The organism is Trichocoleus desertorum ATA4-8-CV12, assembly GCA_019358975.1.
Taxonomy (GTDB): Bacteria; Cyanobacteriota; Cyanobacteriia; order FACHB-46; family FACHB-46; genus Trichocoleus; species Trichocoleus desertorum_A.
This window is the reverse complement of sequence record JAHHIL010000004.1, coordinates 68505-92284: the sequence shown is the minus strand read 5'-3', so window position 1 is coordinate 92284 and position 23780 is coordinate 68505. Positions and strand designations below refer to the sequence as shown.

General features: G+C 49.0%; 21 protein-coding genes. 9 read left to right on the top strand and 12 right to left on the bottom strand.

From position 1 onward, the window contains the following. Positions 1 to 259 precede the first annotated feature (259 nt). Entirely contained in the window at positions 260 to 1756 is a 1497-nt protein-coding gene (locus KME12_06105; GenBank protein MBW4487347.1) for a peptidase S10, read from the top strand. Positions 1757 to 1766: 10 nt separating this feature from the next. On the opposite strand, the gene KME12_06100 is transcribed toward KME12_06105, so the two are convergent. Further along, positions 1767 to 2057 carry a hypothetical protein gene (locus tag KME12_06100; protein MBW4487346.1) on the bottom strand — a complete coding sequence of 97 codons (291 nt, stop codon included), beginning with the start codon at positions 2055 to 2057 and terminating at the stop codon, positions 1767 to 1769. Positions 2058 to 2131: 74 nt separating this feature from the next. Between KME12_06100 and KME12_06095 the strand changes: the two genes are divergently transcribed. Further along, positions 2132 to 3643 carry an AAA family ATPase gene (locus KME12_06095; GenBank protein ID MBW4487345.1) on the top strand — a complete coding sequence of 504 codons (1512 nt, stop codon included), beginning with the start codon at positions 2132 to 2134 and terminating at the stop codon, positions 3641 to 3643. Here the strand turns inward: KME12_06095 and KME12_06090 are convergent. Together KME12_06090 and KME12_06085 are read right to left on the bottom strand one after the other, a co-directional pair. Further along, positions 3636 to 4340, bottom strand: coding sequence for a cytochrome b/b6 domain-containing protein (locus KME12_06090; GenBank protein MBW4487344.1), 705 nt, complete (start codon positions 4338 to 4340; stop codon positions 3636 to 3638). The genes KME12_06095 and KME12_06090 overlap by 8 nt on opposite strands. 131 nt (positions 4341 to 4471) lie before the next feature. Then, positions 4472 to 5542, bottom strand: coding sequence for an arginase family protein (locus KME12_06085; GenBank protein ID MBW4487343.1), 1071 nt, complete (start codon positions 5540 to 5542; stop codon positions 4472 to 4474). A 175-nt stretch (positions 5543 to 5717) separates the two neighbouring features. Between KME12_06085 and KME12_06080 the strand changes: the two genes are divergently transcribed. Next, entirely contained in the window at positions 5718 to 6479 is a 762-nt protein-coding gene (locus tag KME12_06080; protein MBW4487342.1) for a 5-formyltetrahydrofolate cyclo-ligase, read from the top strand. A 120-nt stretch (positions 6480 to 6599) separates the two neighbouring features. Next, positions 6600 to 7325 carry an SGNH/GDSL hydrolase family protein gene (locus KME12_06075; protein ID MBW4487341.1) on the top strand — a complete coding sequence of 242 codons (726 nt, stop codon included), beginning with the start codon at positions 6600 to 6602 and terminating at the stop codon, positions 7323 to 7325. Positions 7326 to 7481: 156 nt separating this feature from the next. Here KME12_06075 and KME12_06070 read toward each other — a convergent pair whose 3' ends face one another. Together KME12_06070 and KME12_06065 are read right to left on the bottom strand one after the other, a co-directional pair. Beyond that, positions 7482 to 8606, bottom strand: coding sequence for a transposase (locus tag KME12_06070; GenBank protein ID MBW4487340.1), 1125 nt, complete (start codon positions 8604 to 8606; stop codon positions 7482 to 7484). Between the two features lie 314 nt (positions 8607 to 8920). Beyond that, positions 8921 to 9433, bottom strand: a complete 513-nt coding sequence (locus KME12_06065) for a hypothetical protein (protein ID MBW4487339.1) — start codon at positions 9431 to 9433, stop codon at positions 8921 to 8923. A gap of 257 nt (positions 9434 to 9690) precedes the next feature. On the opposite strand from KME12_06065, the gene KME12_06060 reads away from it, so the two are divergent. Both KME12_06060 and treZ read left to right on the top strand, forming a co-directional pair. Continuing rightward, positions 9691 to 11619 (top strand): cyclomaltodextrin glucanotransferase, encoded by a 1929-nt coding sequence (locus KME12_06060; GenBank protein MBW4487338.1) that lies wholly within the window; start codon positions 9691 to 9693, stop codon positions 11617 to 11619. Positions 11620 to 11661: 42 nt separating this feature from the next. Then, complete coding sequence (treZ, locus tag KME12_06055) at positions 11662 to 13497, top strand: malto-oligosyltrehalose trehalohydrolase (protein MBW4487337.1); 1836 nt, start codon at positions 11662 to 11664, stop codon at positions 13495 to 13497. 84 nt (positions 13498 to 13581) lie between these two features. Here the strand turns inward: treZ and KME12_06050 are convergent, their stop codons facing one another. The 6 genes from KME12_06050 to KME12_06025 all read right to left on the bottom strand — a co-directional run bounded on the left by KME12_06050 (position 13582) and on the right by KME12_06025 (position 18739). After that, complete coding sequence (locus tag KME12_06050) at positions 13582 to 14406, bottom strand: SDR family NAD(P)-dependent oxidoreductase (GenBank protein ID MBW4487336.1); 825 nt, start codon at positions 14404 to 14406, stop codon at positions 13582 to 13584. A gap of 343 nt (positions 14407 to 14749) precedes the next feature. Then, positions 14750 to 15406, bottom strand: a complete 657-nt coding sequence (gene arsH, locus KME12_06045) for an arsenical resistance protein ArsH (GenBank protein MBW4487335.1) — start codon at positions 15404 to 15406, stop codon at positions 14750 to 14752. Further along, positions 15403 to 15807 carry an arsenate reductase, glutathione/glutaredoxin type gene (gene arsC / locus KME12_06040; protein ID MBW4487334.1) on the bottom strand — a complete coding sequence of 135 codons (405 nt, stop codon included), beginning with the start codon at positions 15805 to 15807 and terminating at the stop codon, positions 15403 to 15405. Before arsC ends, arsH begins: the two co-directional genes overlap by 4 nt. A 123-nt stretch (positions 15808 to 15930) precedes the next feature. Beyond that, entirely contained in the window at positions 15931 to 16671 is a 741-nt protein-coding gene (locus KME12_06035) for an aquaporin (GenBank protein MBW4487333.1), read from the bottom strand. A 120-nt stretch (positions 16672 to 16791) separates the two neighbouring features. Then, a complete protein-coding gene (locus tag KME12_06030; GenBank protein MBW4487332.1) occupies positions 16792 to 17121 on the bottom strand; it encodes a metalloregulator ArsR/SmtB family transcription factor in 330 nt (109 codons plus the stop codon). Positions 17122 to 17344: 223 nt separating this feature from the next. Further along, positions 17345 to 18739: a carotenoid oxygenase family protein gene (locus tag KME12_06025; GenBank protein ID MBW4487331.1), complete on the bottom strand. Its 1395-nt coding sequence runs from the start codon at positions 18737 to 18739 to the stop codon at positions 17345 to 17347. 142 nt (positions 18740 to 18881) lie between these two features. On the opposite strand from KME12_06025, the gene KME12_06020 reads away from it, so the two are divergent. The 3 genes from KME12_06020 to KME12_06010 all read left to right on the top strand — a co-directional run bounded on the left by KME12_06020 (position 18882) and on the right by KME12_06010 (position 21570). Next, on the top strand, positions 18882 to 19262 hold the full coding sequence (locus KME12_06020; protein ID MBW4487330.1) for a hypothetical protein: 381 nt from the start codon (positions 18882 to 18884) through the stop codon (positions 19260 to 19262). A gap of 169 nt (positions 19263 to 19431) precedes the next feature. Next, complete coding sequence (locus tag KME12_06015) at positions 19432 to 19761, top strand: endonuclease/exonuclease/phosphatase family protein (GenBank protein ID MBW4487329.1); 330 nt, start codon at positions 19432 to 19434, stop codon at positions 19759 to 19761. Between the two features lie 102 nt (positions 19762 to 19863). Next, a complete protein-coding gene (locus KME12_06010; protein ID MBW4487328.1) occupies positions 19864 to 21570 on the top strand; it encodes an RluA family pseudouridine synthase in 1707 nt (568 codons plus the stop codon). A gap of 203 nt (positions 21571 to 21773) precedes the next feature. Here the strand turns inward: KME12_06010 and KME12_06005 are convergent, their stop codons facing one another. After that, the gene (locus KME12_06005) at positions 21774 to 23639 is read right to left on the bottom strand and encodes an AAA family ATPase (GenBank protein MBW4487327.1); all 1866 of its coding nucleotides are present in this window, start codon (positions 23637 to 23639) and stop codon (positions 21774 to 21776) included. Positions 23640 to 23780: the final 141 nt, after the last annotated feature.

Genomic DNA, 23780 nt, shown 5'->3' with positions numbered 1-23780 from the left:
GATTTTTGCTTTACGGCCCTGGCCCTGGCTTTTTATGGCTTCTCGGATTGTTGCTCTTGGCTTCAGTGCTACAGATTTGTAGCTTAGCCTTAGGGTTTAGACGGCAACGCCATCCGAGCCAACTATCTAACCGACTTTCCTGGATTGGCCTGATCCTTCTTTTAATACTTGAGGCAGTGATGATTGCTGACTTCCAGGAATTATTCTGAATGCTAGTCTAAAGACTACCTCCATCTGAACTTTTGCTCTACCTGAGCCTATGTCTGAAACTTCTCCCGCTGTAGTCCGTAAGTCTAGCACTACCGAACATGCTCTAGCGCTGAGCGATCGCCGGATTCGCTATACAGCCTCAGCCGAGTGGCAAACTCTGTTTGACCAAGAAAAGCCTGTGGCGGAAATGTTCCATGTCGCTTACCTGGCTGAAGCGGATGAAGCAACGGCTCGCCCTCTGACTTTTGTGTTTAATGGTGGGCCTGGGGCTGCTTCTGCCTATCTACACATGGGTGCGTTAGGGCCAAAGCGGATCTACTTTGATACCAATGGTGGTTTGCCAAAACCTCCGGTACGATTAGTCGATAATCTTGAAAGTTGGCTCAGTTTCACGGATTTGGTGTTTATTGACCCAATTGGGACTGGTTTTAGCCGCAGTTTACCAGCGGATAAAGATAAACAGGATAAGTCGGGTGAGTCAGCTAATTCTCAAGAAAGCGATAAACCCAAGGAAGTGGAGTTTTGGGAAGTTGAGCGAGATTTGAAGGCGTTAGGAGAGTTTATCCAAAGATTTCTCTCGCGCCGCAAACGTTGGTTGTCTCCCATCTTTATCGCCGGAGAAAGCTATGGTGGCTTCCGGGTGGCTAAGTTGGCTCGCAAGCTACAGCAAGAGTTTGGCATTGGTCTTTCTGGAGCGATCTTAATCTCTCCTGCCTTAGAATTCAGCTTACTAGGCGGTAATGATTACAACCTCACCTCTTGGGCGACTCTATTGCCTTCCTTGGCCGCAGCCGCAGCTCATCATGGACGCGCTCAGTGGGCTGGAGAACCGGGAGATCTATCTACCCATATGGCCGCAGCCGAACTTTTTGCCCGTAAGACGCTAATTCCGCTACTAGCAATGGGAGATGCCCTGAGCACCGAGGAACGTCAAACAGCCTATCAGCAGATCGCTAATTTGATTGGCTTGCCGCTGTCTTTGGTAGAGAGACAGGCGGGGCGGGTTGATATTGAAGTCTTTTCGAGAGAACTGTTGCGCGATCGCCAGCGGATTGTTGGTTTGTATGATGCCTCCATTACCGCGATCGATCCCTTTCCCGATCGCACCGTTTACCAAGGCATTGACCCCACTCTAGATGGACTCGATCGCCTGTTTACAGGAGCGATCAACAGTCACTTGCGCGATACCTTGGGTGTGGAAACAGACTTAACTTATCATCTCCTCAATTTGGAAACTTTCAAAGCTTGGCAGTTTGACCTCAAGGGAGAGTTGAAACAAGGCTTCATTGGTGCAGTCGATGACCTGCGGGTAGGAATGACGCTAAATCCTTATATGCAGGTGTATATCACCCACGGCTTTTTTGATTTAGTCACTCCCTATTTTGCCTCAAACCATCTAGCGGATCTCATGAAGCTCAACCCTGAAATTCGCCCTAACTTGACACTAAAACATTTTCAGGGTGGACATATGTTTTATAGCTGGGATGACTCGCGCCAGCAGTGGTTTACAGAGATGCAGACTTTCTACAGAGAGGCGATCGCCTAAGGGAAGCTGATTAGCGACGGGCTTCTGCGGTAGTAAATTCTTGGGCAAACTTCTCGATGCTCTCTGGGCTGAAAAGATTGAGATACTTCTGAACGATCGCTGGAGTCAAAAGTTGTAGCATCAAGCGGTTTTCTACCCAGAACTCAACCACATCAAACAAGCCATCTTGGTTAGCTGGAAATACGCGCCAGCCTTCCCGTTCACCAATTCTTTCGATTTCTTCTAAGCTGATAGGTACAGAAAAAGCAGTGATCAAGTTCTGAATTGAGCTATATTCGCTCCTAATGAGGCTGACGCCCAAAAACAGATTAAAATTCAGCAGAATGAAACGAAGCGTTGTTAGCTGACCAGCGATCGCCAATAGAGGAGCCTTTTGTGGATTTCAAACACTTTGTGAATTTCCGACTGCTGAGAAAAGAAGCTAATCTGCTCTATAAATCTCTCTCGCCACTCTTGAGCGTAGATAATAGATTTGGCGATGCGATCTTGATGGACTTAGCAAAAATTGTACAAGTCTGTGGACGCAGCACTGGTAGGTTAAGTTCTGCGGAATTACTGGCCTATTTGGTAATTTATGCCCTAATTAAGCAAGATGCGGATAAACTCAATGCTGCCGTTAATCTATGGGAAACTTCTACGGAAGCGCAGTTGCAATATCAAAAAATCACGTTGCAGCTCCTGCTAGATTTCACTAAAGATCAACAGCCTGAACAATTGATTTTGCCTTCCATTTTGAATCAATTAGATGAGGAGAAAGGAACAAACTATTTGGGAGAGATGATCAATGCCATCTACAAGTTTGCTCAGGTTATTATTAAAGCTGATAATGCCGTAGATTTGCAAGATTTAGAATCTTTGTCTTTAATTTGGCAACTATTACACTCCTATCAGAAGCTAGAGAATTATCAAGCAGGATTAAAAGCTGTTTCTCACCTTGCTCCAATTACACAAAGCTCTACATCAAGCTCTAACCCAAATTCGGCAAACCCTGAAGCCACCGCAACTCAAGCCACGGATAATCCAGAAGAAATTCTGGAGCAGGCACTAGCTGAGTTGAATGATTTGATTGGGATGGAAAATATTAAAGAAGAGGTCAGAACTTTAACTAATTTCCTCAAAATCCAGAAAGTACGAGCTGAGCGAGGTTTAGCTCAAACTTCAGTATCCCTCCATGCGGTATTCTGTGGGCCACCTGGAACCGGGAAAACCACTGTAGCTCGGTTAATGGGGCGGATCTATCATGGACTTGGGTTTCTGAAGAAAGGGCATTTAGTAGAAACCGATCGCACAGGTTTAGTAGCGGGTTATGTGGGCCAAACAGCCCAGAAAGTAGATGAATTAATTAACTCGGCTCTAGATGGAGTTCTGTTTATTGACGAAGCCTATGCCCTAGTTCCTAAAGAAGCTGGACGCGATTTTGGTCAAGAAGCGATCGATGTTTTGCTCAAACGGATGGAAGATTATCGCGATCGCCTAGTTATTATCGTGGCAGGTTACACCGATGAAATGACCACTTTTATTGAATCTAATCCTGGCTTAAAATCTCGGTTTAATCGCTATTTTTACTTCAACCACTACAAGCCAGAAGAGTTACTTGCCATTTTTGAAAAGATGTCTGGCAAAAGCCATTTCCGCCTGACTTCCGCCACCAGAGAGAAGCTGCAAATGCTGTTTTCAGAACTCTATACCAATCGAAATCAGACCTTTGGTAATGCTAGAGTTGTGCGTAATTTGTTTGAGAAGAGTATTGAACAACAAGCCAATCGGTTAGCTGTCCTGTCATCACTGGATGACGAGGTGCTCACGACCTTGCTTCCAGAAGATATCCCGGTTAACGTGGTTAAAGTCCATGCGGGCAAGCTGGACTGGCAAAACTTAACTACTTAAACAACGGTATCATCCAGGCTGCAATCAGGCTGAAAAAGATAGCCATCTCTAGCCCTCCTAAAGAGTGCGAGAATAAAGACCAGGCTGACCAGGAACCTTGGCGGACACTTGACCACCATTGCGACACATGGCTAGACCATAGAGTTGGGCTATCCTGCTCACGGAATTGCCATTGGAGCATAGACAGCAGGAGGGATACTCCACCCACTTTGGCAGTCATCAACAGGTGAAGGGCGATCGCCGCTACCATCAACACCCAGGCTATTAAGTGAGCATAGTACCAGGTATGATTTAATTCTCCTTTTGGCAACCAAGTTTCATCCATCATTTTGCCGCTAAAGAGAGCAAACGTTAATGCCAGCAGGGCAAATGTATTGGCAAAACGGTTGAGGGTATACCACCAGATCGGCTTACCAACCTGTGTTAGTTTGGCGAATGAATCAGGCTGAACCAACCGCTTCCGTCCTTGATGGCAGGAGTAGATGACAAACGCCGGAAATATCAACAACGTATAGAGCCCAAAGGTTCCATGTATGCCTTCAATCTCTCGGAAGGAGGGGAGCGGAATAGTTCCCCAACGGCCATCATAGGTGTTGTATGTCCAGAAAGCTGTCAGAATGGCGGTGACTAGAAACAGACCCGTGAGACCATGCAACAAGCGAAAGAGAAACGGTTGATAAGGTTGATTAGATTTCATCTGTGTCACCGGAGGAATCAGTCTTTCACCAACTGTTAGATAAGGTTTTTCAAGGCGATCGCGATGACAAAATGCCGCGATGACAAAACGCTGCATCTGTTGGATGTAGCCAAGCGATCGCCCTAAAACAATTAAGTCAAGGCTGGGATAGCCGCAGCAGAGCGTGACAGAGCCATTAAATTGCAAAGCTTGTAAACGGCCCTCGCGCCGACATTGCCATCCCACTCATCATCGCCAACTTCGCAAACATCAAAGCCGATGATTTCCCGACCACTATTGACGACTTCTCGGAATAGACAAAAAGCTTGCTCTAATTCCAAACCACCAGGAACGGGAGTGCCAGTGTTGGGACAGAGCTTAGGGTCTAGACCGTCGGCATCAAAGCTGATGTAAACCTGATGCGGCAGCTCAGCCACCATCTGTTGGCACAGTTCTAACCAAGGCACACCTGCATAAAGTTTTTGCTTCAGCATGGGATCGTAGTAGGTCGAGATCCGTCCACCAGATTGCTGAATTAGATTAACCTCATCGTGGCAAAAGTCTCGGATGCTAACCTGAACCAGCTTCGAGACTTGAGGGACTTTCAGCGCATTGAACATAATCGAGGCATGGGAATATTCAAAGCCTTCATAAGCTTGACGTAGATCGGCATGAGCATCGATGTGGAGAATGCCAAAATCTGCATAACGCTTGCCTAAAGCCTGAATACAACCCAGAGGAACGCTGTGATCGCCACCAATCACTGCTACTTGCTTGCCTTGATCCATTGCCGTTTTTGCTTGCTCAAACAGCCATTGATTGACGGCTTCGCATTCTTGATTCACCCTTTGCAATAGCTGCGCCAACTCTGGCTCATCTTCAATTTGTTTCCCTTGCTCCATATGAGCAATGATGCGAGTCGCCTCTTGCCGCAGCATTTCGTTTTTCTGCTGGATTTGCTCTGGAATTGGGGCCATAAAGATACCTTGCTTCCAGCCATCCGGATCATCGAAATCATAGATATCTAATTGGCGAGAAGCTTCTAGAACTCGCTGTGGGCCTGAGGCTGTCCCTGCTCCATAGGAAACGGTGACTTCCCAAGGAACACCAAATACAATGGTTTGAGCAGATTCGTAGTCAAAGGGCAGACCTAAGAGATTGCCGTTGTCGAGGCCAATATCGTTAGGGTTGAAGTTTTGCAGAATTTCTTCTCTAGTAGGCATGGGGCAGTTCCTGAACTAAGCTGGGGTAGCAACTGGCGGGAGAGGGAGAAAAATGAAAAGCGCACCGTTAAATTCAATGCTTTCCTAGTCTATATTTCCCTGAAACGAAGCAACAGGGTGGATTAGCGTAGAAGTGGTGAGAATTCCGCACTTGAACGACTTTATGAGTCTAGATATGGTTAACTCGGTTTCAACAGTTTGGAGTGGTTATCATGCTGACAAAGACGCTTTAAGGGCGGAAATTTGGTCACACCTTAAACAAGCGCAAGCAGCCATTGGAGAACCGTTTGGGCATATCCCTAACTTTGTTGGCGCTGAGCAGGCAGCAGCACAACTCACCGCTTTACCCGCATGGCAACAAGCTCAGGTAATTAAGTGCAATCCAGACTCTGCTCAGATTCCGGTGCGGCTTCGGGCACTCCAAGCAGGAAAACGCCTCTATATGGCTGTGCCACGCTTAACAAATAGCCGTTGTTTTGTTGAGTTGCAAGCTGAAGATTTGCAGCAACGCCAGATTGCTTTAGAAGATGCCGCGATCGCTCGTAAAGCCCTTAGCTATGGCCGTTTGGTCAGCTTTGAGGAAATGCAGGCGATCGATCTGGTGATGGTAGGTTGTGTGGCTGTGACGCAGAATGGTGGTCGCACAGGCAAAGGAGCGGGCTTTGCTGACTTGGAATTAGCCATGCTTCAGGAGTTTGGCTTAGTTCGGCAGGATACACCCATTGTGACAACCGTCCATCCTTTACAGATTGTCGAGTCAGCTCGATTACCTATGCAGCATCATGACTGGCCGCTTAACTGGATTGTGACTCCAGACGCTGCGATCGCGACTCAAAACACTCACCCTCGCCCAATCGGGCTCTATTGGGACGTAATCCGACCCAACCAGTATGAGAAGATTCCCATTCTGCGAAAACTTCAGCATCGCTCCGTTTGAGGCAATTCATATTGAGGCAATTCATAAGCCTCCTAGACCAGGATCAACCCACTAAATCTACCCTCTGATTCAGATCTTGGCTTAGGGGCTACGCTATGCTCAGTTCAGGAGGAGAGTGTCATGGCTCCATTTCGACCCACAAGGCGACAGTTTATCCAAGCGATCGCTGGAGAGGCAAGTGTGCTGGCACTTCTCGGCTGTGTTGAACGCGGTGGGCAAAGCATGGTAACTCTATACACCTTCGGCGATTCGATCTTAGACTGTGCGCGGTACAACGACTACGGTGTTCATCCAGGACAACTGCTGGTTCGCAACGACGATCGCCTGTTCCCAGAATTCCAAGGTCAAGACCTGCAATCACGGGGGCAAGCTCATCTGGAGCACCGAGCCCAAGACGGAGCAACAGTAAGGGCGCTGTCATCCCAAGGACAAGGACTCCGAGTGGAGGGGCCAGCCCTCGCTCTGATCACCATTGGCGGCAACGATCTCCTAGGCGGATTAATTCGGGATACGGGCGCAGGAATCACGACCTTTGGCAAAGCGCTTGACGAATTTGTGCAGAAGCTCCCCGTTCGGCCTGTGCTCTTGGGGAATGTGTACGATCCTACTTTTGGTGATGACGCGCGCAACTTTTTAGGCGTTGATCCCGCGATCGCCCGAACTAATCTCCAACGCATTAATACGGTGATTCAAGAGATTGCTATCCGTTATGGTCAGCTAGTCGATCTGCATGCTCATTTTCTGACGGGCGATCCCTCATGGTTCACAGCCACCATTGAACCGAGCCTCCAAGGAGCATCGGAAGTTCGGCGGGCCTTCTTGCCTTATGTTTTGAAGCACACGTAGCTTGCTGAGTCGGGGGAGCGAGAGTTAGCAGGAGCAATTACGATTTAGGAATAATGGAAATTCCGCCACTCCGTTCTAAAACAGCATATTTGATCTGATCTAGACGCTCTAATCCATTTGATCCACTCCCCGCTCTAAAGAACGGGGATTCGGGACTCAGACAGAGATTGCAGGCTGAGCCTGACTGACATCCCCTAATCCCCAGGTTGAGATCCCAACCTGTTTGATATTCACTGCGGCGTTGTCATCGCGGTCATTCACCGACTGACACGAAGGGCAACGCCACTGTCTGGTTGAGAGTTCCAGCGATTCCAAAACATGTTCACACTTTGAGCAGGTCTTAGAACTGGGAAACCAACGGTCGATATAGGCGACGTGCTTGCCCTTTTTGATGGCGACCCATTCGAGAATTTGCAGGAACTCGCGGAATCCTAGATCACTCACCTTTCGTCCCCAAAGACGCTGCATTCCCTTGAGGTTTAGTGTCTCGAAGTACAGCACATCAAATTGCTCAGTCAGCTTGTGTGCCAACTTCCAGAACCAGTCCCGTCTACGATTAGCGATATCCTCATGCCTGCGGGCCAAGTTGAGCCGAGCTTTTTCACGACCCTGAGAGCCTTTGCGTTTGCGGGAGTGGTGACGGCTAGCCTTCTGAATGGCAGCTAGCGACTGCTTGAAGAACTGGGGTGATTCAATACTGAAGCCCTCAGAGCAAGTGAGGAACGACTTCAACCCAAAATCAAAGCCCGCGATACGACTCGGCGCGACTTCTGGTTCAGGGTATTGGCCTGCGTCTACGACCACCACCATAAACAACTCCCCTAACGGAGTCCGCTTAATGGTCAGAGTCTTGACTTTGCCCTCAATCTCCCTAGAGTTCCAGTATTGATAAACCCGCTCTCCAATCTTGACGCGATTACCCCCCAGGAATTTGTACCCTGCCTGTTTCAGGGTGAATGATTTGTATCGTCTAACTTTCTTGAAACCCGGTGGTCTGACTCCTTTTTTGTGATGCTTAAAAAACAGTTGGTATGCCTGCTCAATGCGCTGACAGACATCCTGTACAGCCTGAGAGCCGACTAATTGCCAGAACACTTTACGCTTCCGTAGCTTGGCAATATGAGATTGAAGTTTCGCACAACTCAAGTACTTGCCCCACATGCGGTAGTAGCGCTTGTGGAGAGCAATGCAGTGGTTGTAGATCACTCCAGCAGCATTAATCGTCCGCTTGAGATAGCGGTTGCGCTGGTGCTGATAGAGCTTGAACTTCAGTGTCTTCATGAGTTCTATGATAACCTATTCGCATAGGCAATGTATAGACATAGAATGAAAAAGACACTCAATATCAGAGTTGAAGAGTCAAGGCTTCAGAAACTACGACAGGTCGCAAAAGTGAGAAAGAAAACCATGACTCAGTTGATTGAGGACTGGATTGATCGCCTACCCAATCCACCAAAGGAGGACACTGCCGAATAAATTCGGCTATTCGCTGATATCCCCCGATTAAAATGCGGGGGCTTTACGCATCACCCTCGTAAAACAACATAGATCCCAATAGCCCGTAGCACCGAGTTCATTGGTTATAGATAAATTCTTTATGGATAAACGAATTGGTTGAGCTTGAGGGTTGCTCCTGAAGTGAGCCCAACCTGACCAGTTTGTAGACCGACTTGCTCAGGCTGTAAATAAAAGGTTACTGCTGTAGGGCGATCGCGGATATTAGCGCGAAAAACATAGGTCAGGCGATCGGAACTCGCTTCCACCCACTCTGGCTGTGGAGTAACCTGTTGCACTTCGGTTGCTTCTAGATAATGGCGGCTTACCCAGACCTTCACCTGACCATTCCGCTCAGTGCCTGCTCCCAAAATGATTTTCAGCTTGGCTGGGGCTTGGAAGCGACTAAAGCGATCGTACTCTAACTGTAGCGAATTGCTTGGACTGCTAGCCTTACCTTGACTTAAGGGGCCTGAGCCAAATAAACCCGCTAATGCACCTAGAACAGTTAATCCCAATCCAATCCAGCTTAGGCGCTGTACTACCCAAGCTCGGCGCTGAAACTCCAAGTCTTGGATGATCTCCAAATCTCCGATTCGCTGAATGTCGTTCATGAAGTTTGACTACTCAAAATCGCCTGTTAGGTCATGTTCAGAAGGATAGCTGTCTCTGATTTATGGGAACGTCCGCCTTAAGAGCTAGTAGCAAATAGCCAGTCAGAAAGTGACCTGATCCGCGATCGCTACTAACAGAATTCCTCCCTATCGCCTACCCATAGGTAGATATACAAACAGAGACTTGATTCGTTACATTCTCTAGAGACTAGTGATGCTAAAACTCATTAAAAATCTATAGAAGTATAAAAAATCCTATGGTAAGCACACCTCCCTCTCAACTTTCCACCGAACAATATGAAGTTACGAATGCTCAGGAGAAAGTTGAATCGCTGGTAGAAGCCCCTAAAACAGATAGCGAAATTGATTTAGAGTTTCTCTACACGAGAGACATTGAGTTTCGCCAGGAAACAATCTACTTCATCGTGGTCGATCGCTTTCATGATGGCGATCCGGACAACAGCATCGGTCCCAACGCTGAGCTGTATGACCCAGAGCGGCAAGATTGGGGCAAATACTGGGGCGGCGATCTCCAGGGTGTGATCGACAAACTCGACTATTTGAAAAATCTAGGCGTAACAGCCATCTGGCTCACTCCTTTGTTTGAACAGGTAGAAGATCTGTTTGTGGCGCAAGCAGCGATCCACGGTTACTGGACTAAAGACTTCAAGCGGATTAACCCCCGATTTATTGCCGAGGGAGAAGATCCTTCCTTGAATAACACGCAGGAAACGAGAAATACAACGTTCGATCGCCTGATTGAGGAGATGCACAAGCGGCGGATGAAGTTGGTGCTAGATATTGTCTGCAACCACAGCAATCCCGACTTCAGCGGTAAGAAAGGAGAGCTGTACGACGACGGAGTCAAGATCGCCGACTTCAACGATGACAAAGACAACTGGTATCACCACTATGGCGAAGTGACCAACTGGGAAGATGAATGGCAGGTGCAAAACTGCGAGTTATCGGGTTTGGCTACCTTTAATGAAAACAACATCCAGTATCGTAACTACATCAAATCGGCGATTAAGCAGTGGTTAGACCGAGGGGTAGATGCGCTGCGGGTGGATACGGTGAAGCACATGCCGATTTGGTTTTGGCAGGAGTTCAACGCGGATATTCTGAGCCATAAACCAGATGTATTTATCTTTGGTGAGTGGATTTTTAGCAGCCCCTTCAGCGATCGCTCCGTTGAGTTTGCTAATGACTCAGGCATGACCATGCTGGACTTTGGCCTCTGTCTAGCTATTCGTGCCACCTTAGCGCAGGGTTCAGAGGCAGGATTTCAAGAGATTCAAACTATTTTTGACTTGGATCACCGCTACAAGGGCGCGAATGAACTGATTACCTTTATTGATAATCACGACATGCCGCGCTTCCAAAGCCTCAATTCTGACCCAGATCTGGTGAGAGTGGCGATCGCGTTGATCATGACCTGTCGGGGGATTCCTTGTATCTACTACGGCACTGAGCAGTATCTACATGATGATACCAACGGTGGCGATGACCCCTACAACCGCCCCATGATGAACCAGTGGGATACCGATACACCGCTATATCGAGATATCCGTTTACTGTCTGGTTTGCGTCGCCTTAACCCAGCAGTGGCAATGGGTGGACAGTGGCAAAGATATCTCACTCCCGATGTTTATTGTTATATCCGGCGTTACCGGGACTCTGTTTGTTTCGTAGCGATGAATCGTGGTGAAGCCAGCCAGGTGCCAGAGGTAGTGACTGATTTGCCAGATGGTGAACATACTTGCATTCTGACGCGGCGCAAGTTTGAAGTGGTAGATGGCAAACTGATCAATTTAGAACTAGAACCTCGTGATGTCATCGTGCTGAGCCATGTGGGTGAACGAGTGAAGGGCCAAACGATTGTACGGGCGCAACTCAACGGTGTGCAAACTAAGCTAGGTGAGCAAATTGCCGTGATTGGCGACTGCCCCGAACTGGGTAATTGGGATATTGCCAAAGCCTATCCCTTGGAGTACATCAATACCAACACTTGGTTTGGGGAAATCCCGTTTGACGAAAGCGCTGGTAAGTTGATCAATTACAAATATGTCTTGCTGCGTGAAGGCCAATCTCCTCTCCGTGAGAACATCGTGTCTCGTCGTTGGGTCATTGCCAGCGAAGGCACCGTGAAGTGGCGCGATACTTGGTCTTCTGGGCGCGAGTCATAGGCAGAGCATCAACAAATTCATCAATACAGGAACTAGTAGATCGTGAAAGTAGGCGCTCATTACTTAGGCGATGCTCGGTGTCAGTTCACCGTTTGGGCACCGCTGCATCAACAAGTCGCGGTTAAACTCTTGGCTCCCAATCAGCAAATTCTGCCAATGCGATCGCTGGAGTATGGTTACTGGCAGGTGACGGCAGAAGGGGTAGAACCAGGCACGCGCTATGTCTATCAGTGGGCTGGTGAGGCGGGTGAGATAGAGCGTCCCGATCCCGCCTCTCACTTGCAGCCAGAAGGTGTGCATGGCCCCTCGGAGGTAGTAGATCAGTCTGCCTACGCTTGGACGGATGCAGGGTGGTCTGGCATCGCTCAGGAAGACTTGATCATCTATGAGCTGCATATTGGCACCTTCACCCCTGAAGGCACTTTTGAAGCGGCGATCGCCCATCTCCCTCGCTTAAAAGAATTGGGCATTACTGCGATCGAGATCATGCCCGTGGCACAATTTCCCGGCGAACGAAATTGGGGCTATGACGGCGTCTATCCCTATGCGGTACAAAATTCCTACGGGGGGCCAGAGGGCTTTAAGCGCTTAGTCGATGCCTGCCACCAACAAGGATTAGCGGTGATCTTAGATGTGGTCTACAACCATGTGGGGCCAGAAGGCAACTACTTAGGTGATTTCGGTCCTTACTTCACGAAAAAATACGGCGGAGATTGGGGAGAAGCCCTCAACTTTGATGATGCTTACAGCGATGGCGTCACCGACTACTTCCTCGACAATGCTTTGTATTGGCTAGAAACTTTTCACATTGATGGCTTACGCTTAGATGCAGTCCAGGGCATTTTCGATCTGGGTGCGAAACATTTTCTGGATGAGTTGAGCGATCGCGTGCAGTTACTCTCTCAGCAACAGGGAAGAAACCTCTTTTTAATTGCCGAGAGTGATCTGAATGATGTGCGGATTATTCGTCCGAAAGAACGAGGGGGCTATGCACTGGCAGCTCAGTGGTGTGATGATTTTCACCATTCGCTGCACACGCTTTTGACTGGGGAACAGCACAACTATTATCAAGACTTCGGTCGATGTCAGGATTTAGAGAAATCTTTACGGGAAGGTTTTGTTTATTCTGGGCAGTATGCGCCTCACCGCAAACGTCGCCACGGCAATTCGTCTGCGGCTGAACCTGCTGAGAAATTTATTGTCTATATCCAAAGTCATGATCAGGTGGGCAACCGGATGTTGGCTGAAAGGTTGCCAAAACTCACGTCCTTTGAAGGGTTGAAGTTGGCAGCAGGGACAATTCTGCTTTCTCCTTATCTGCCGATGTTGTTTATGGGCGAAGAATATGGAGAGGAGGCTCCCTTCTTCTACTTCATTAGTCACTCAGACCCGGAACTGATTGAAATGGTAAGGCGATCGAAAGAGGAGGAGTTTAAAAAAGTAGATGTGGCTGGCGATTCCTACGATCCCCAAGCTGCCGCAACCTTTCAAAACAGCAAGCTGAATTGGGAGCAACAATATACAGGGAAACATCAAGTGCTGTGGGCATTTCATCAACATTTAATCAACCTACGCCGCGCTCATCCCGCTCTGAAGCAGCTAGACAAACATCACTTAGAAGTCTCTAGCCGCGAAGCCGATAAGCTGCTGTTGATGCGTCGATACGCCGAGGAGAGCCAAGTGTTTTTAGTGATCAATTTTGGCGATCGCGCGGCCACTTTTGCGGCAGATAGCCATAGTCAAAATTGGCAAAAAATCTTAGATACAGCGGAACCCAAATGGCTAGGAGCGGGTTCAACTCTGCCAGAGAAACTAGCAGCTTATGAGTCAGCCCAGATCCCAGCCCAGACTTTTGCCCTGTATGAGGCTTATGTCTAAGCTGGTGTTTAGGGGCAGTTTTGGCCCCAAGCATGGAGATATGTTTTTCCACCCTTGGGGCCAATTAGGAGATGAGATTGGAGATTAGAGTTCCGCTGGACTATCCGCCGCAGGGATATGCTGCATGGGGTGTCTATGGCGAGGTAAGGGAGCCGCGATCAGCAAGATTTTCTCTAATAAACCAGGCGCAATCCGGTTGCCCCAGGCGACTAGATGACCTTGCCATCCGACTAAAATTTCAGCAGATTCCTTGCGCACCCCTGTCACCAATGACTGCGCGACCTGCTGAGAAGTCATGGGGACGGCCCAGCGGAACCAGCGGAGTTCCCGGACCATATCGGTGTCGGTCAGCGAGGGCAATAAGGCCGCGACTTGAACGTTGTAAGCCATCAACTCACCCCTGAGAGCTTGAGTGAATCCCAAAATTGCAAACTTGGTGGCGGAATAGGTGGCCATCGTGGGAGCCGCTACCTTACCCATCAAGCTAGAAACATTCACAATTTGTCCTTGTCGCTGAGCCGCCATGCGTCGGGCAATCAGACGAGTAATGGTGTACATACCCACTAGATTGACGGCAATCTCGTCTTGGACATTGGATAGTTTGGACTGCAAAAAGGGGGCCTGGTGGGCGATGCCAGCACAGTTGACCAAGAGATGAATCGGGCCATGATCGCGCCAAGCTTGAGCGATCGCAATACTGACAGCAACGGGTTGAGACAAATCTAGAGCCAAGGTCACAACTTCCACCTCCAGCCCCTCAATTTCTGTGGCGATCGCATCTAAGCGTTGGCGATCGCGGGCAACGAGGAGCAATCGCTTGATCCCTTGCTGAGCTAGTTCCAAGGCGATCGCCCGTCCTATGCCGCGAGAAGCCCCAGTCACAAGGGCTGTTTTTCCTTGAATATCCATAAAGCAAAGCCTCCTAAATTGAGGTCTTGTTTTGAGCTGATATTGAATCGAATGACTTTGTAGAGTCGGTAGAATCGTATTTTCAGCACGGGTTGAGAGATGAGAGAAACTCCTCTCAGAACTGAACCCTCACAAGCTAACAATGGGATCAAATAGCTGCAACATTTATTAACAAAGAACTTAAGTTGTTACATAATGAAATGAGGCTCTCATAAATTCAACGAGAACCCCAGTTCAGCCCCCACTATCTAACCTAGACAGCGGTCAGCTTTATAAAATTTTTAGTTTTTGATTCAACCAGAACACTCTGAGAAATCGTAATGATTACCCTCAGGCACTCATCCTACCGACTGGCTTCTAAGGCTTGGTTTGCAACCTCAGCCACTTGCTTGGCAGCCTTTTCTTTCCGCTCACTGTAGCGATCGGTGAGATAATCTACCTGATCTCGCAACAACAGCGTGAACTTATAGAGTTCTTCCATCACATCCACTACGCGATCGCGGTAGGGAGAATCTTTCATCGTGCCATCTTCGTTAAATTCCTGGTAGGCTTTAGCAACCGAAGATTGATTCGGAATTGTGAACATCCGCATCCAGCGACCGAGCAGCCGCATGGTGTTGACGGCATTAAAGGACTGGGAACCGCCGCTCACCTGCATCACTGCCAGAGTTCTCCCTTGGGTAGGGCGAACGGCTCCAATGCTAAGGGGAATCCAGTCAATTTGGTTTTTCATGATGCCCGTAATCTGGCCATGCATCTCAGGGCTAGACCAGACTTGTCCTTCCGACCATAGGCTCAGCTCTCGCAATTCCTGCACTTTGGGATGGGTGTCTGGCACGCTACCGTAAATCGGGAGTTCCCGCGGATCGAAGAATTTTACCTCAGCCCCAAATTCTTGAATGATCCGGGCCGCTTCTTCTGACAACAAGCGGCTATAGGAGCGATCGCGCAAGGAACCATATAAGAACAAGATTCTAGGCGGATGGTCAAATGAGTTCATACTGCTACTCCTTGCAACGATGTCACCAAGCGAGTCACCCGTTCCTTAATTTCATCTCGAACTCTAGGGAAGATTTCGGGTTGCTCGGCGGGGTCATCTAGCTGCCAGTCATCAAATACTTCCCGTGTCACCCATTCAGGAGGTAAGTTGACACCACAACCGCAGAGGGAGATCACCACATCAAAATTATTTGGATTGAAGTCGCTCAGAGCATCAGAAGTTTGATCGCTAATATCAATCCCGATCTCCTTCATGGTTGCGATCGCCTCTGGTCGTACCTGGCTGGCTTCTAGCCCGGAACTTGTCACTTCTATGACTCCCTGCCCCAAGGTTTTCGCAAAACCCTCAGCCATTTGGGAGCGGGCAGAGTTCTTTTTGCACACAAACATCACACGTTTCATCGCAATTTGCTCCAATTCAATAATGTTTTCAGGAGTTCACCGCATTAATTTTGCTGGTTGGTGTTGGGCGGGCGACGCCTTATAGAAGCCCGCCCAACACCACAAATCTAATGGAGTGAAGCACTAGGTAATATCTCGAATGATGTCTTGAAAATTGTTAGACAACTGGCGATAAATTAAGACAGCCAATTGTGCGCCGAGAATGGGAGCCATCCAGTACAACCAATGGTGCTGCCAAATGCCACCCACGAAAGCAGGGCCAAGCGATCGCACAGGGTTCATGCTAGCTCCCGTAATTGGCCCCATGAAGGCGGCTTCTAGTCCTACCGTCAGCCCAATGGCCACTCCCGCAAACCCAATGGGAGCACGGCGATCGAGACCCGAGCCTAAGATCACAAACATGAGAATAAAGGTCAGAATCGTCTCCAGCACGAATGACTGTAGCCAATTATCGTTCAGGGGTAGCGTTGCCCCTAAGTTAGCGACTGGCCCCAGAGAGACTAAAAGGGTTGCAGAAGCAATTATGGCACCGAGGGACTGAGCCAAGATGTAAGTCAGTACATGCTGGCCAGGGAAGAAACCACTGGCCCAAAAAGCTAGCGTGACGGCTGGGTTGAAGTGGGCTCCACTGATATGTCCCAACGTATAGATCAAGGCAGCGACAACAGCCCCAAAGACAAAACTAATCCCTAGGTGAGTCACAGCACCATTGCTGAGCTGGTTCACCATAACGGCTCCGGTGCCCGCAAACACCAAGATGAACGTTCCTACTGCTTCCGCGATCGCCTCTCGCTGACAAGCAATAAACCTGAACTGCTCTGCTCTCCATTGCCTTGGTTTGGATAAAGTTTTCGCTGCCCGCATGTACGGCCTATATTGAAACTACATCCATTATTTCAAGAAAAATTGATATGTCAAGCAGCAAAACTGTGAAGAGAATTCTAGAAACGACTTGCTAAAAAATTGATGAGCCAAGCTGGTCATCTAGGAGTCGTTTTGACACATGCGACCAGGCAAAATAGGGCTGAAGCGGCGAAATTCTGCGAGGTATTGCTCTAGAATCACGAACTGAGGCAGATTGAGGCTGTAGTAAATCCACCGTCCCTCTTGCCTTGCTTGTACCAGTTGTGCCTCTTTGAGTGCCTTCAAATGAAAGGAGAGCTTGGACTGGCTGACTTCTAAGGCTTCGCACAAATCACAGACGCAAAGTTCTTGATTTCTGATCAAATCCAGAACCCGGAGGCGGAGCGGATCGGAGAGGGCGTGGAAACCAGCCACGATTAAAGTAGATGGCAAAGAGGGTGCTTTTGGCATTAAGTCCTACTTGTTAAATCGACTTTTGTTGAAGTGATCTTTCTAACACTTCATTGTAGGTGTTAGCTGAAGTTAATGTCATTCTTATCCCCCTGGCTACGATCGCCCTAACTACAATCAACAGATTTCTCAGCAATTGCTTATTGGGACAACAAGTGTATTCAACCTAACTATGAATGGGTTGAGTGCTAATTCAAGCTAGTTTTGGACAGCGGATATGAGTTTAGGCAACCCAAATGCCATGAAATCCGTAGGGCACTCTCTGGGGGAGTGAAATACGGGCAACAGGTTTGGTGGTTAGATCCTGAGCATTAATGATTACCAGTTCGGAAGTGTCTGTAGTCTGGTCATGTACATAAGTCACTAGCCAACCGTCATCCTCAGCCGCTGCTTGGGGCCGTGGTGCAAAAACGCCCTCGCCACCATAACGTTCTGCCCCAAATTCATGAACTTGGGTAGATCCAGTGGTGAAATCATATTTAATGAAGCCATCGAAGCGGGGCATGGAACCGGGAGCGCTCTTAGCCAGATAGCCATAGCGGTTCGGGCGACCTGTATATTGCTCATTAATTCGAGGAAATTCGCCAGGGCGATCGCTGAGTCTCTCTTCATGAACCTCACCTGTTTTGAGGTTGAAGCGCCAACGGTATAGAAAAGGGGCTCCAGAATCATGAGAGAGGTCGTTCTCGTCATGTAGAGGTGAATCGGCAGCACCAAGGACATCTAACTCGCTCATCCGACAAGCTAGCAAAACTACCTCATCACCTGACTCATAAGCGTTGAGGGTATGGAAAATATAGCAACTGGGAGCTTCAAACCAACGAATAGAACTGTTGTCTCCGTGGCGGGGCAAGATGCCAAAGCGACTGGGGCGATCGCGCCGAAACACTAAAGGAGGTTGCCCCTGTTGCATCCGCTCTAGCCGAAACTCCATCGGTAAATCGAGAAAGATCGTGTAGTGCTCGGTGATGGCAAAGTCGTGCATCATCACGCCTACGGGGAGATCAATGGGAACAGTGCGAACTAATTCGCCTTGGGGAGAAACAATGCTGTACTGCAAGTAGGGAGGCTGGAGGAGGGAGTAGCCAAAGAACAGCATCTCACCTGTCACAGGGTCTACTTTGGGGTGAGCGGTGAAGGCGGAGGTAAGTTTACCTTGGTAAGTTTCAGAACCGATGGTATCTAGCTCAGGCACTGTGACGGCGTGGGGCGCACCTCCTTCCCAAGTGGCAAGTAGGCGATCGCGATGCCAAACTAGGGCAGTATTGGCAACATTTTTACTGGGTCCGTAGGGGTTATTGGGAGGCGTTGGTTCCAACATACCGCCCCACAAAGCTTTCCCTGCTGCTTGCTCGGCTTCATATCCCATTGTGCGGACGTAGCGGTTGCGGTAGCTGGCTTTGCCGTTTTTAATTCGCACCCCATGCAACATGCCATCTCCATCGAACCAATGGTAGCGACCGAGGGGCGGAAATTGTGGGTTGGGGCCGTTGCGAACAAACATACCGTTGAGATCAGCCGGAAGTTCCCCGATCACCGGGAGGTCTTCAACTGTGATCTCGGTACGGATAGGGGCAAAGTTGCCAGCCAAGTAGGGGTTGATGCTTGTGGCAGTCATGGAACCTAAAAATGAGCCTGCTACTCTGTTCTAGCAAAAACTCTTCCAGTCTGCGATCGCTATTGGCTTGAACTGTGAATGAGCAGAAGAATTTCTGAGTGATTGAGCTAGGATATTGGCCACACAGAACCAAATTAAGACAATGAGAATTGCTCAACGGGACGATTGGGAAATCCAACCTATACCTTCTAAGTTGGCATCCATTTCAGTCGAAAAGTTTTACTCTCAAGATGAGTTCAATAAGCTCATTGCTGGGGTGATTCCAGAGGTAATGGAGGAGAAATGGTTTGTTTTCTATGAATCTCCCTGGCTCTATCTGTATCGTAGTTGGACGGGCGACTTTGTCTTTAAAGTTCGTTTTGAAGTAGTGGCGGGAGGGGTCGCGATCGCTGAAGCTCTCGTGAATCGCGATCCTAATCAGTACACTGAAACAGATCACAAACAGGATATTGCCATATTGATAACCTCGTTAGATTCCTGCATCACTCGCAATACACGAAATCAAATCCTGAGGAACCATTGATAGGATAGCCATGCAAAACTGGTTGGGTTACAAATAGTTGTCAGGTTGTACTAAAGCTAGAGTGCGGAATTCCCTTGCTTGGTCTTGTTTTCAGTCAAGGACAAGAGCGGAGTTTAAATAGACTTCCCACCTGGATTAGATTCAAAACTACTTTAATCGCCGCAATCAAGTGCTGCGAACCTTAGCAGCATATACAAAACAACAGAAAACACCGCTGATTGTCATGGGGGATTTCAATACAACGGCATGGTCATTCTATTTGCATGATTTTACTCAGCGATCGCGGCTACGGAATGCGGCTGTAGGGCATGGTTTGCATCCCACCTGGTATTATGCAACCTCTGCCAAAGCAACTCCTTCAACCCACAAATTTTTCCAGTTCATCAAGATTCCTCTCGACCATATCCTTGTCAGGCCTCACATCCGAGTTGAGCAGATAACCACAGCACCTCCCAGCGTTTCTGATCATCGTCCTCTAATTGCTAAACTTAGAGTTTGAAACGAGTTTATAAAGCTAGTTTCCTCTGGATCGCGTCACACTTTAGAGTTGTCAATGCAAACAGAAAAACCTTCCCAGGAGGCAGTAGATTTATCACTAGATATGGCGGATCTACATAAACTTTCAACTTTTGTTGATAAAAATATTGAAATCAGCAATGTCACTCCTGTTTACTGGTATGAAGGATATTGCCCTCAAACGGGTGCTTGGCTGAGATTACCTCGTACCTCTTTGGCAGAAGCGATCGCCCAAGGTCTAATGCAACGGTTAGCCAAGGATGCCGCCTACTCACATGAAGGAAAAATGTATGGGGTGTTGCTAGTAGAGCTACCATCCGGAGAACAGAGAGTTCTGAAAGCTTTTTCCGGTCTACTGAACGCTCAAAGCCAAGGTGAAGGGTGGGTGCCTCCAATTCCTGGGCGAGATCAAGTAGCGTTGGTAGAAGCTCAGATCGTGGCAGAATTGGATGCCTGGAAACAGGAGATCATCACGCTCCAGGAGTTGCCAGAACGGAAGCAGTACCAACAGTTATGTCAGGAGTGGGAGCAACGCTTCCGGGAGATCAGCGATCGCCATCAAGAGCGCAAAAAACAACGACAAAAGAAACGTCAGATCTTCTCAGAGAGATTGGCTGGAGAAGAATTGGCGATCGCGCTACAACAACTGGATGTAGCTAGTCGTCAGGATGGGATGGAAAGACGGCAATTGAAACAAGAAAGAGATACTGAGTTGCGATCGCTGCAACAAATAATATCAGCAGAAGACCTCAAGATAGGAGAACTCAAAAAACGGCGCAAAGCCTTGTCGCATCAGCTACAAAACCAAATGCAACAGGCTTATTATTTAACCAATTTTGCTGGGCAGTCTCTCTCTTTGGAACAGTTAGTGTTGGGGAACTCCGCTCCAATGGGAACGGGCGATTGTTGTGCGCCTAAATTGCTCCACTATGCTGCTACGCATGGTCTCAAACCCTTAGCGATGGCAGAATTCTGGTGGGGACCAGCGTCACCTAGCGGAGATAAAGTTCAGGGAGAATTTTATGCTGCTTGTGCAGAGCGATGTCAACCATTAATGGGATTTCTCCTTTCGGGGTCTTGCCCCCCTAGCCCCCCAATACTGGGGGGAATTTATTGGTCTGCTCCCCCCAGCATTGGGGGGTCGGGGGGGCCAAGTGCAGAGAGTTTAACAACCCTTTACGAGGATCAGTGGCTAATTGTCGTCAACAAACCCACAGGGCTGCTCTCTGTGCCCGGACGGTATCGCGATCGCCAAGACAGCATTCTCAGTCGCTTACGGTATCTCCTGCCTGATGGTGCTTCTCTTTTTCCCGTTCATCGTTTGGATCAGGAAACTTCGGGCATCTTAGTTCTGGCTCGCGATCGCGAAACACATCGGCAACTGAGCCAACAGTTTCAAGCGCGGCAAGTACAGAAGGTTTATGAGGCAGTTGTGGCAGGTGTGGTTACTAGAAAGCAGGGGATGATTGAACTACCCTTATGGGGAGATCCCAGCGATCGCCCTTCGCAAAAAGTAGATTGGCAGCAGGGCAAGCCTAGTATCACTCGTTTTCGTGTCATGTCGAGAGAAGGAGAATCTACCCGTCTGGAGTTCTTTCCGGTGACAGGACGGACTCATCAACTGAGGGTGCATGCGGCGGATGCTCAAGGATTGGGGATACCGATATTGGGCGATCGCTTATATGGATGTGACGTAGATACGCATCGATTACATCTGCATGCCAGAAAGCTACGTTTCCAGCACCCGCGATCGGGTAAAACGCTACATCTAAAATCGAAAACTCCATTTTGAAAATAACATGACCCTAACCCTGACAGTACTGTAGGGGCAAAGCATTCAGCAATTAGTGTAAGACATTAGTTCCAAATTTTGGTCTGAATGCTTTGCCCAGTGCAAAATATTTTGCAATTTACCCCACGCAGGCATTTGAGGGCGTAGCATTTGGAATTGACACAAACTGTTTTTGTACAGATCCACTGCCAAATGCTACGCCCCTACACGTGTCGTTGTTCACAGAGGCGTTGATATGCTGCTGTGAAATCCTCAGTGGTGATTTGAATGCTGCTGGGATCATTCAGTCCTTGTTTGCGGTAGCGACGAATGGCTTCTAGAGCGGCTTGGTTGCTCAACAAAGTCAGGTCAGCACCATTCCAACCCTCCGTTTGAGCAGCCCAGTGAGGTAGATCAACTGCGGCCAGAGGGCGATCGCTGTTATGAACTTGCAAAATGGCTAAGCGGCTAGCTTGATCCGGTAAATCAACTTTCAGTTGCAAGTCCAAGCGGCCCGATCGCAATAAGGCAGGATCGAGGGCTTCTGGGCGATTGGTGGCTCCGATCAGGAGAACGTTGGGGCATTCGTGCAAACCATCTAGTTCGGTGAGTAATTGGCCGACGACGCGATCGCTCACGCCTGAATCTCCAAAACTTCCCCTTGCTGGGGCTAGTGTATCGAGCTCATCAATAAAGACCACACAAGGAGCGGCTTGACGGGCTTTGGTGAACAGCTCCCGGACTGCTTGCTCGGAAGCACCGACCCACTTGCTTAAGAGTTCTGGGCCGTTGACAGCGATAAAGTTGGCGCGGGCTTGAGAGGCGACTGCTTTGGCGAGCATGGTTTTGCCTGTCCCTGGAGGCCCCCAGAGTAGGATGCCCCGTGGTGCTTTGGCTTTAGTGCGCTGGTAGAGTTCAGGATATAGCAGCGCTCCCTCAACGGATTCCTGTAGGGTCTGCTTGAGGCTGTCTAATCCACCGATCGCATCCCAGGAGACGTTAGGCGATTCTACTTCTACCGATCGCAACACGGCAGGCTTGATCTCCTTAATCGCTTGGAGAAAATCGGCTTGGGATACGGTCAAGTTAGCAGAGATAGGACCATCCAAAGCAGGCACATGACGCCGCAGAGCCGTATAAGCAGCCTTTTGGCACAACGCTTTCAGGTCTGCCCCTACCATTCCGACGGAGAGATCTGCGATCGCTGCCAAATCTACAGAACGTTCTAGAGGCATGGTCTGCGTCAAGATCTTGAGAATCTCTAACCGTCCCACTCGATTGGGCACACGAAACTGCACTTCTCGGTCAAAACGTCCAGGGCGGCGTAGTGCGGGATCAAGATGATCGGGCCGATTGGTGGCAGCTAGGACAATCACGCCTTTGGTCTTGGCAAAGCCATCCATCAAGCTCAGCAGTTGGGCAACTACTCGCTTTTCTACCTCTCCTTCTACCTTGGCGCGATCGGGGGCGAGGCTGTCAATCTCGTCAATAAAGACAATGCAAGGAGCTGACCGCGACGCTTTCATGAAAATGCTGCGTAGCCTTGCCTCGGCTTCTCCATAGTACTTGCCCATCACCTCTGGACCCACAATGGCGATGTAGTTGACTCCTAGTTCTTGAGCTAAAGCCCGCGCTGTCAGCGTTTTACCTGTACCCGGAGGCCCCGCCAGTAGCACTCCCTTAGGTGGTTCTAGACCCAAGGAGGTTAATAAATCGGGACGTTTTAGTGGCAGTTCAACTAATTCTCGTAGCTCTCTAATCACCTCAGACAGTCCGCCTACGCCTGCGAGAGAGACAGTTGCGACGCTATCCGCTGGAGGAGGCGTGATAATCACCTCATCTGCTGTTGAGGATGGACGAGGTGGAGTCGGTTTAGCCTGGGTGCGGCTACCACCCGCAACCGTGGAGCTTGGGTGCTCTGCTGTGGTTGTCCTGCCGCTCTCCGCCTTGTCAGTCTTGGAAGTGTTGCGCCGTACTTCTGCCTGAAACTCTTCTGGTTCCGCTCTGCCTTCCAGCGTTCTGACAATCTCTAATAGACCCTCAAATCCTTGATCTAAGAGGTCTTCAAATTCTTTAAGTAAGTCATCCATAATTTTGTGTCCGCATCGCGGGCGGGGGCTTGCTGGAAAGGAGCTAGAGACAGGCGTAAAGGCAACGGCCACTCGGCAGTTTTGGGAGTGCTTTTGAGGTGCTTTGGGAGTGCTTCCAGTATAGACATCCCAGTTCAGGCC

What these genes read in the sequence shown, in the direction of transcription:
- KME12_06105 (MBW4487347.1), top strand. Translation starts at nt 260, where the DNA reads ATGTCTGAAACTTCTCCCGCTGTAGTCCGTAAGTCTAGCACTACCGAA.
- KME12_06090 (MBW4487344.1), bottom strand. Translation starts at nt 4,340, where the DNA reads ATGAAATCTAATCAACCTTATCAACCGTTTCTCTTTCGCTTGTTGCAT.
- KME12_06085 (MBW4487343.1), bottom strand. Translation starts at nt 5,542, where the DNA reads ATGCCTACTAGAGAAGAAATTCTGCAAAACTTCAACCCTAACGATATT.
- KME12_06080 (MBW4487342.1), top strand. Translation starts at nt 5,718, where the DNA reads ATGGTTAACTCGGTTTCAACAGTTTGGAGTGGTTATCATGCTGACAAA.
- KME12_06075 (MBW4487341.1), top strand. Translation starts at nt 6,600, where the DNA reads ATGGCTCCATTTCGACCCACAAGGCGACAGTTTATCCAAGCGATCGCT.
- KME12_06070 (MBW4487340.1), bottom strand. Translation starts at nt 8,606, where the DNA reads ATGAAGACACTGAAGTTCAAGCTCTATCAGCACCAGCGCAACCGCTAT.
- KME12_06065 (MBW4487339.1), bottom strand. Translation starts at nt 9,433, where the DNA reads ATGAACGACATTCAGCGAATCGGAGATTTGGAGATCATCCAAGACTTG.
- KME12_06060 (MBW4487338.1), top strand. Translation starts at nt 9,691, where the DNA reads ATGGTAAGCACACCTCCCTCTCAACTTTCCACCGAACAATATGAAGTT.
- KME12_06050 (MBW4487336.1), bottom strand. Translation starts at nt 14,406, where the DNA reads ATGGATATTCAAGGAAAAACAGCCCTTGTGACTGGGGCTTCTCGCGGC.
- arsH (MBW4487335.1), bottom strand. Translation starts at nt 15,406, where the DNA reads ATGAACTCATTTGACCATCCGCCTAGAATCTTGTTCTTATATGGTTCC.
- arsC (MBW4487334.1), bottom strand. Translation starts at nt 15,807, where the DNA reads ATGAAACGTGTGATGTTTGTGTGCAAAAAGAACTCTGCCCGCTCCCAA.
- KME12_06035 (MBW4487333.1), bottom strand. Translation starts at nt 16,671, where the DNA reads ATGCGGGCAGCGAAAACTTTATCCAAACCAAGGCAATGGAGAGCAGAG.
- KME12_06030 (MBW4487332.1), bottom strand. Translation starts at nt 17,121, where the DNA reads ATGCCAAAAGCACCCTCTTTGCCATCTACTTTAATCGTGGCTGGTTTC.
- KME12_06025 (MBW4487331.1), bottom strand. Translation starts at nt 18,739, where the DNA reads ATGACTGCCACAAGCATCAACCCCTACTTGGCTGGCAACTTTGCCCCT.
- KME12_06020 (MBW4487330.1), top strand. Translation starts at nt 18,882, where the DNA reads ATGAGAATTGCTCAACGGGACGATTGGGAAATCCAACCTATACCTTCT.
- KME12_06010 (MBW4487328.1), top strand. Translation starts at nt 19,864, where the DNA reads ATGGCGGATCTACATAAACTTTCAACTTTTGTTGATAAAAATATTGAA.
- KME12_06005 (MBW4487327.1), bottom strand. Translation starts at nt 23,639, where the DNA reads ATGGATGACTTACTTAAAGAATTTGAAGACCTCTTAGATCAAGGATTT.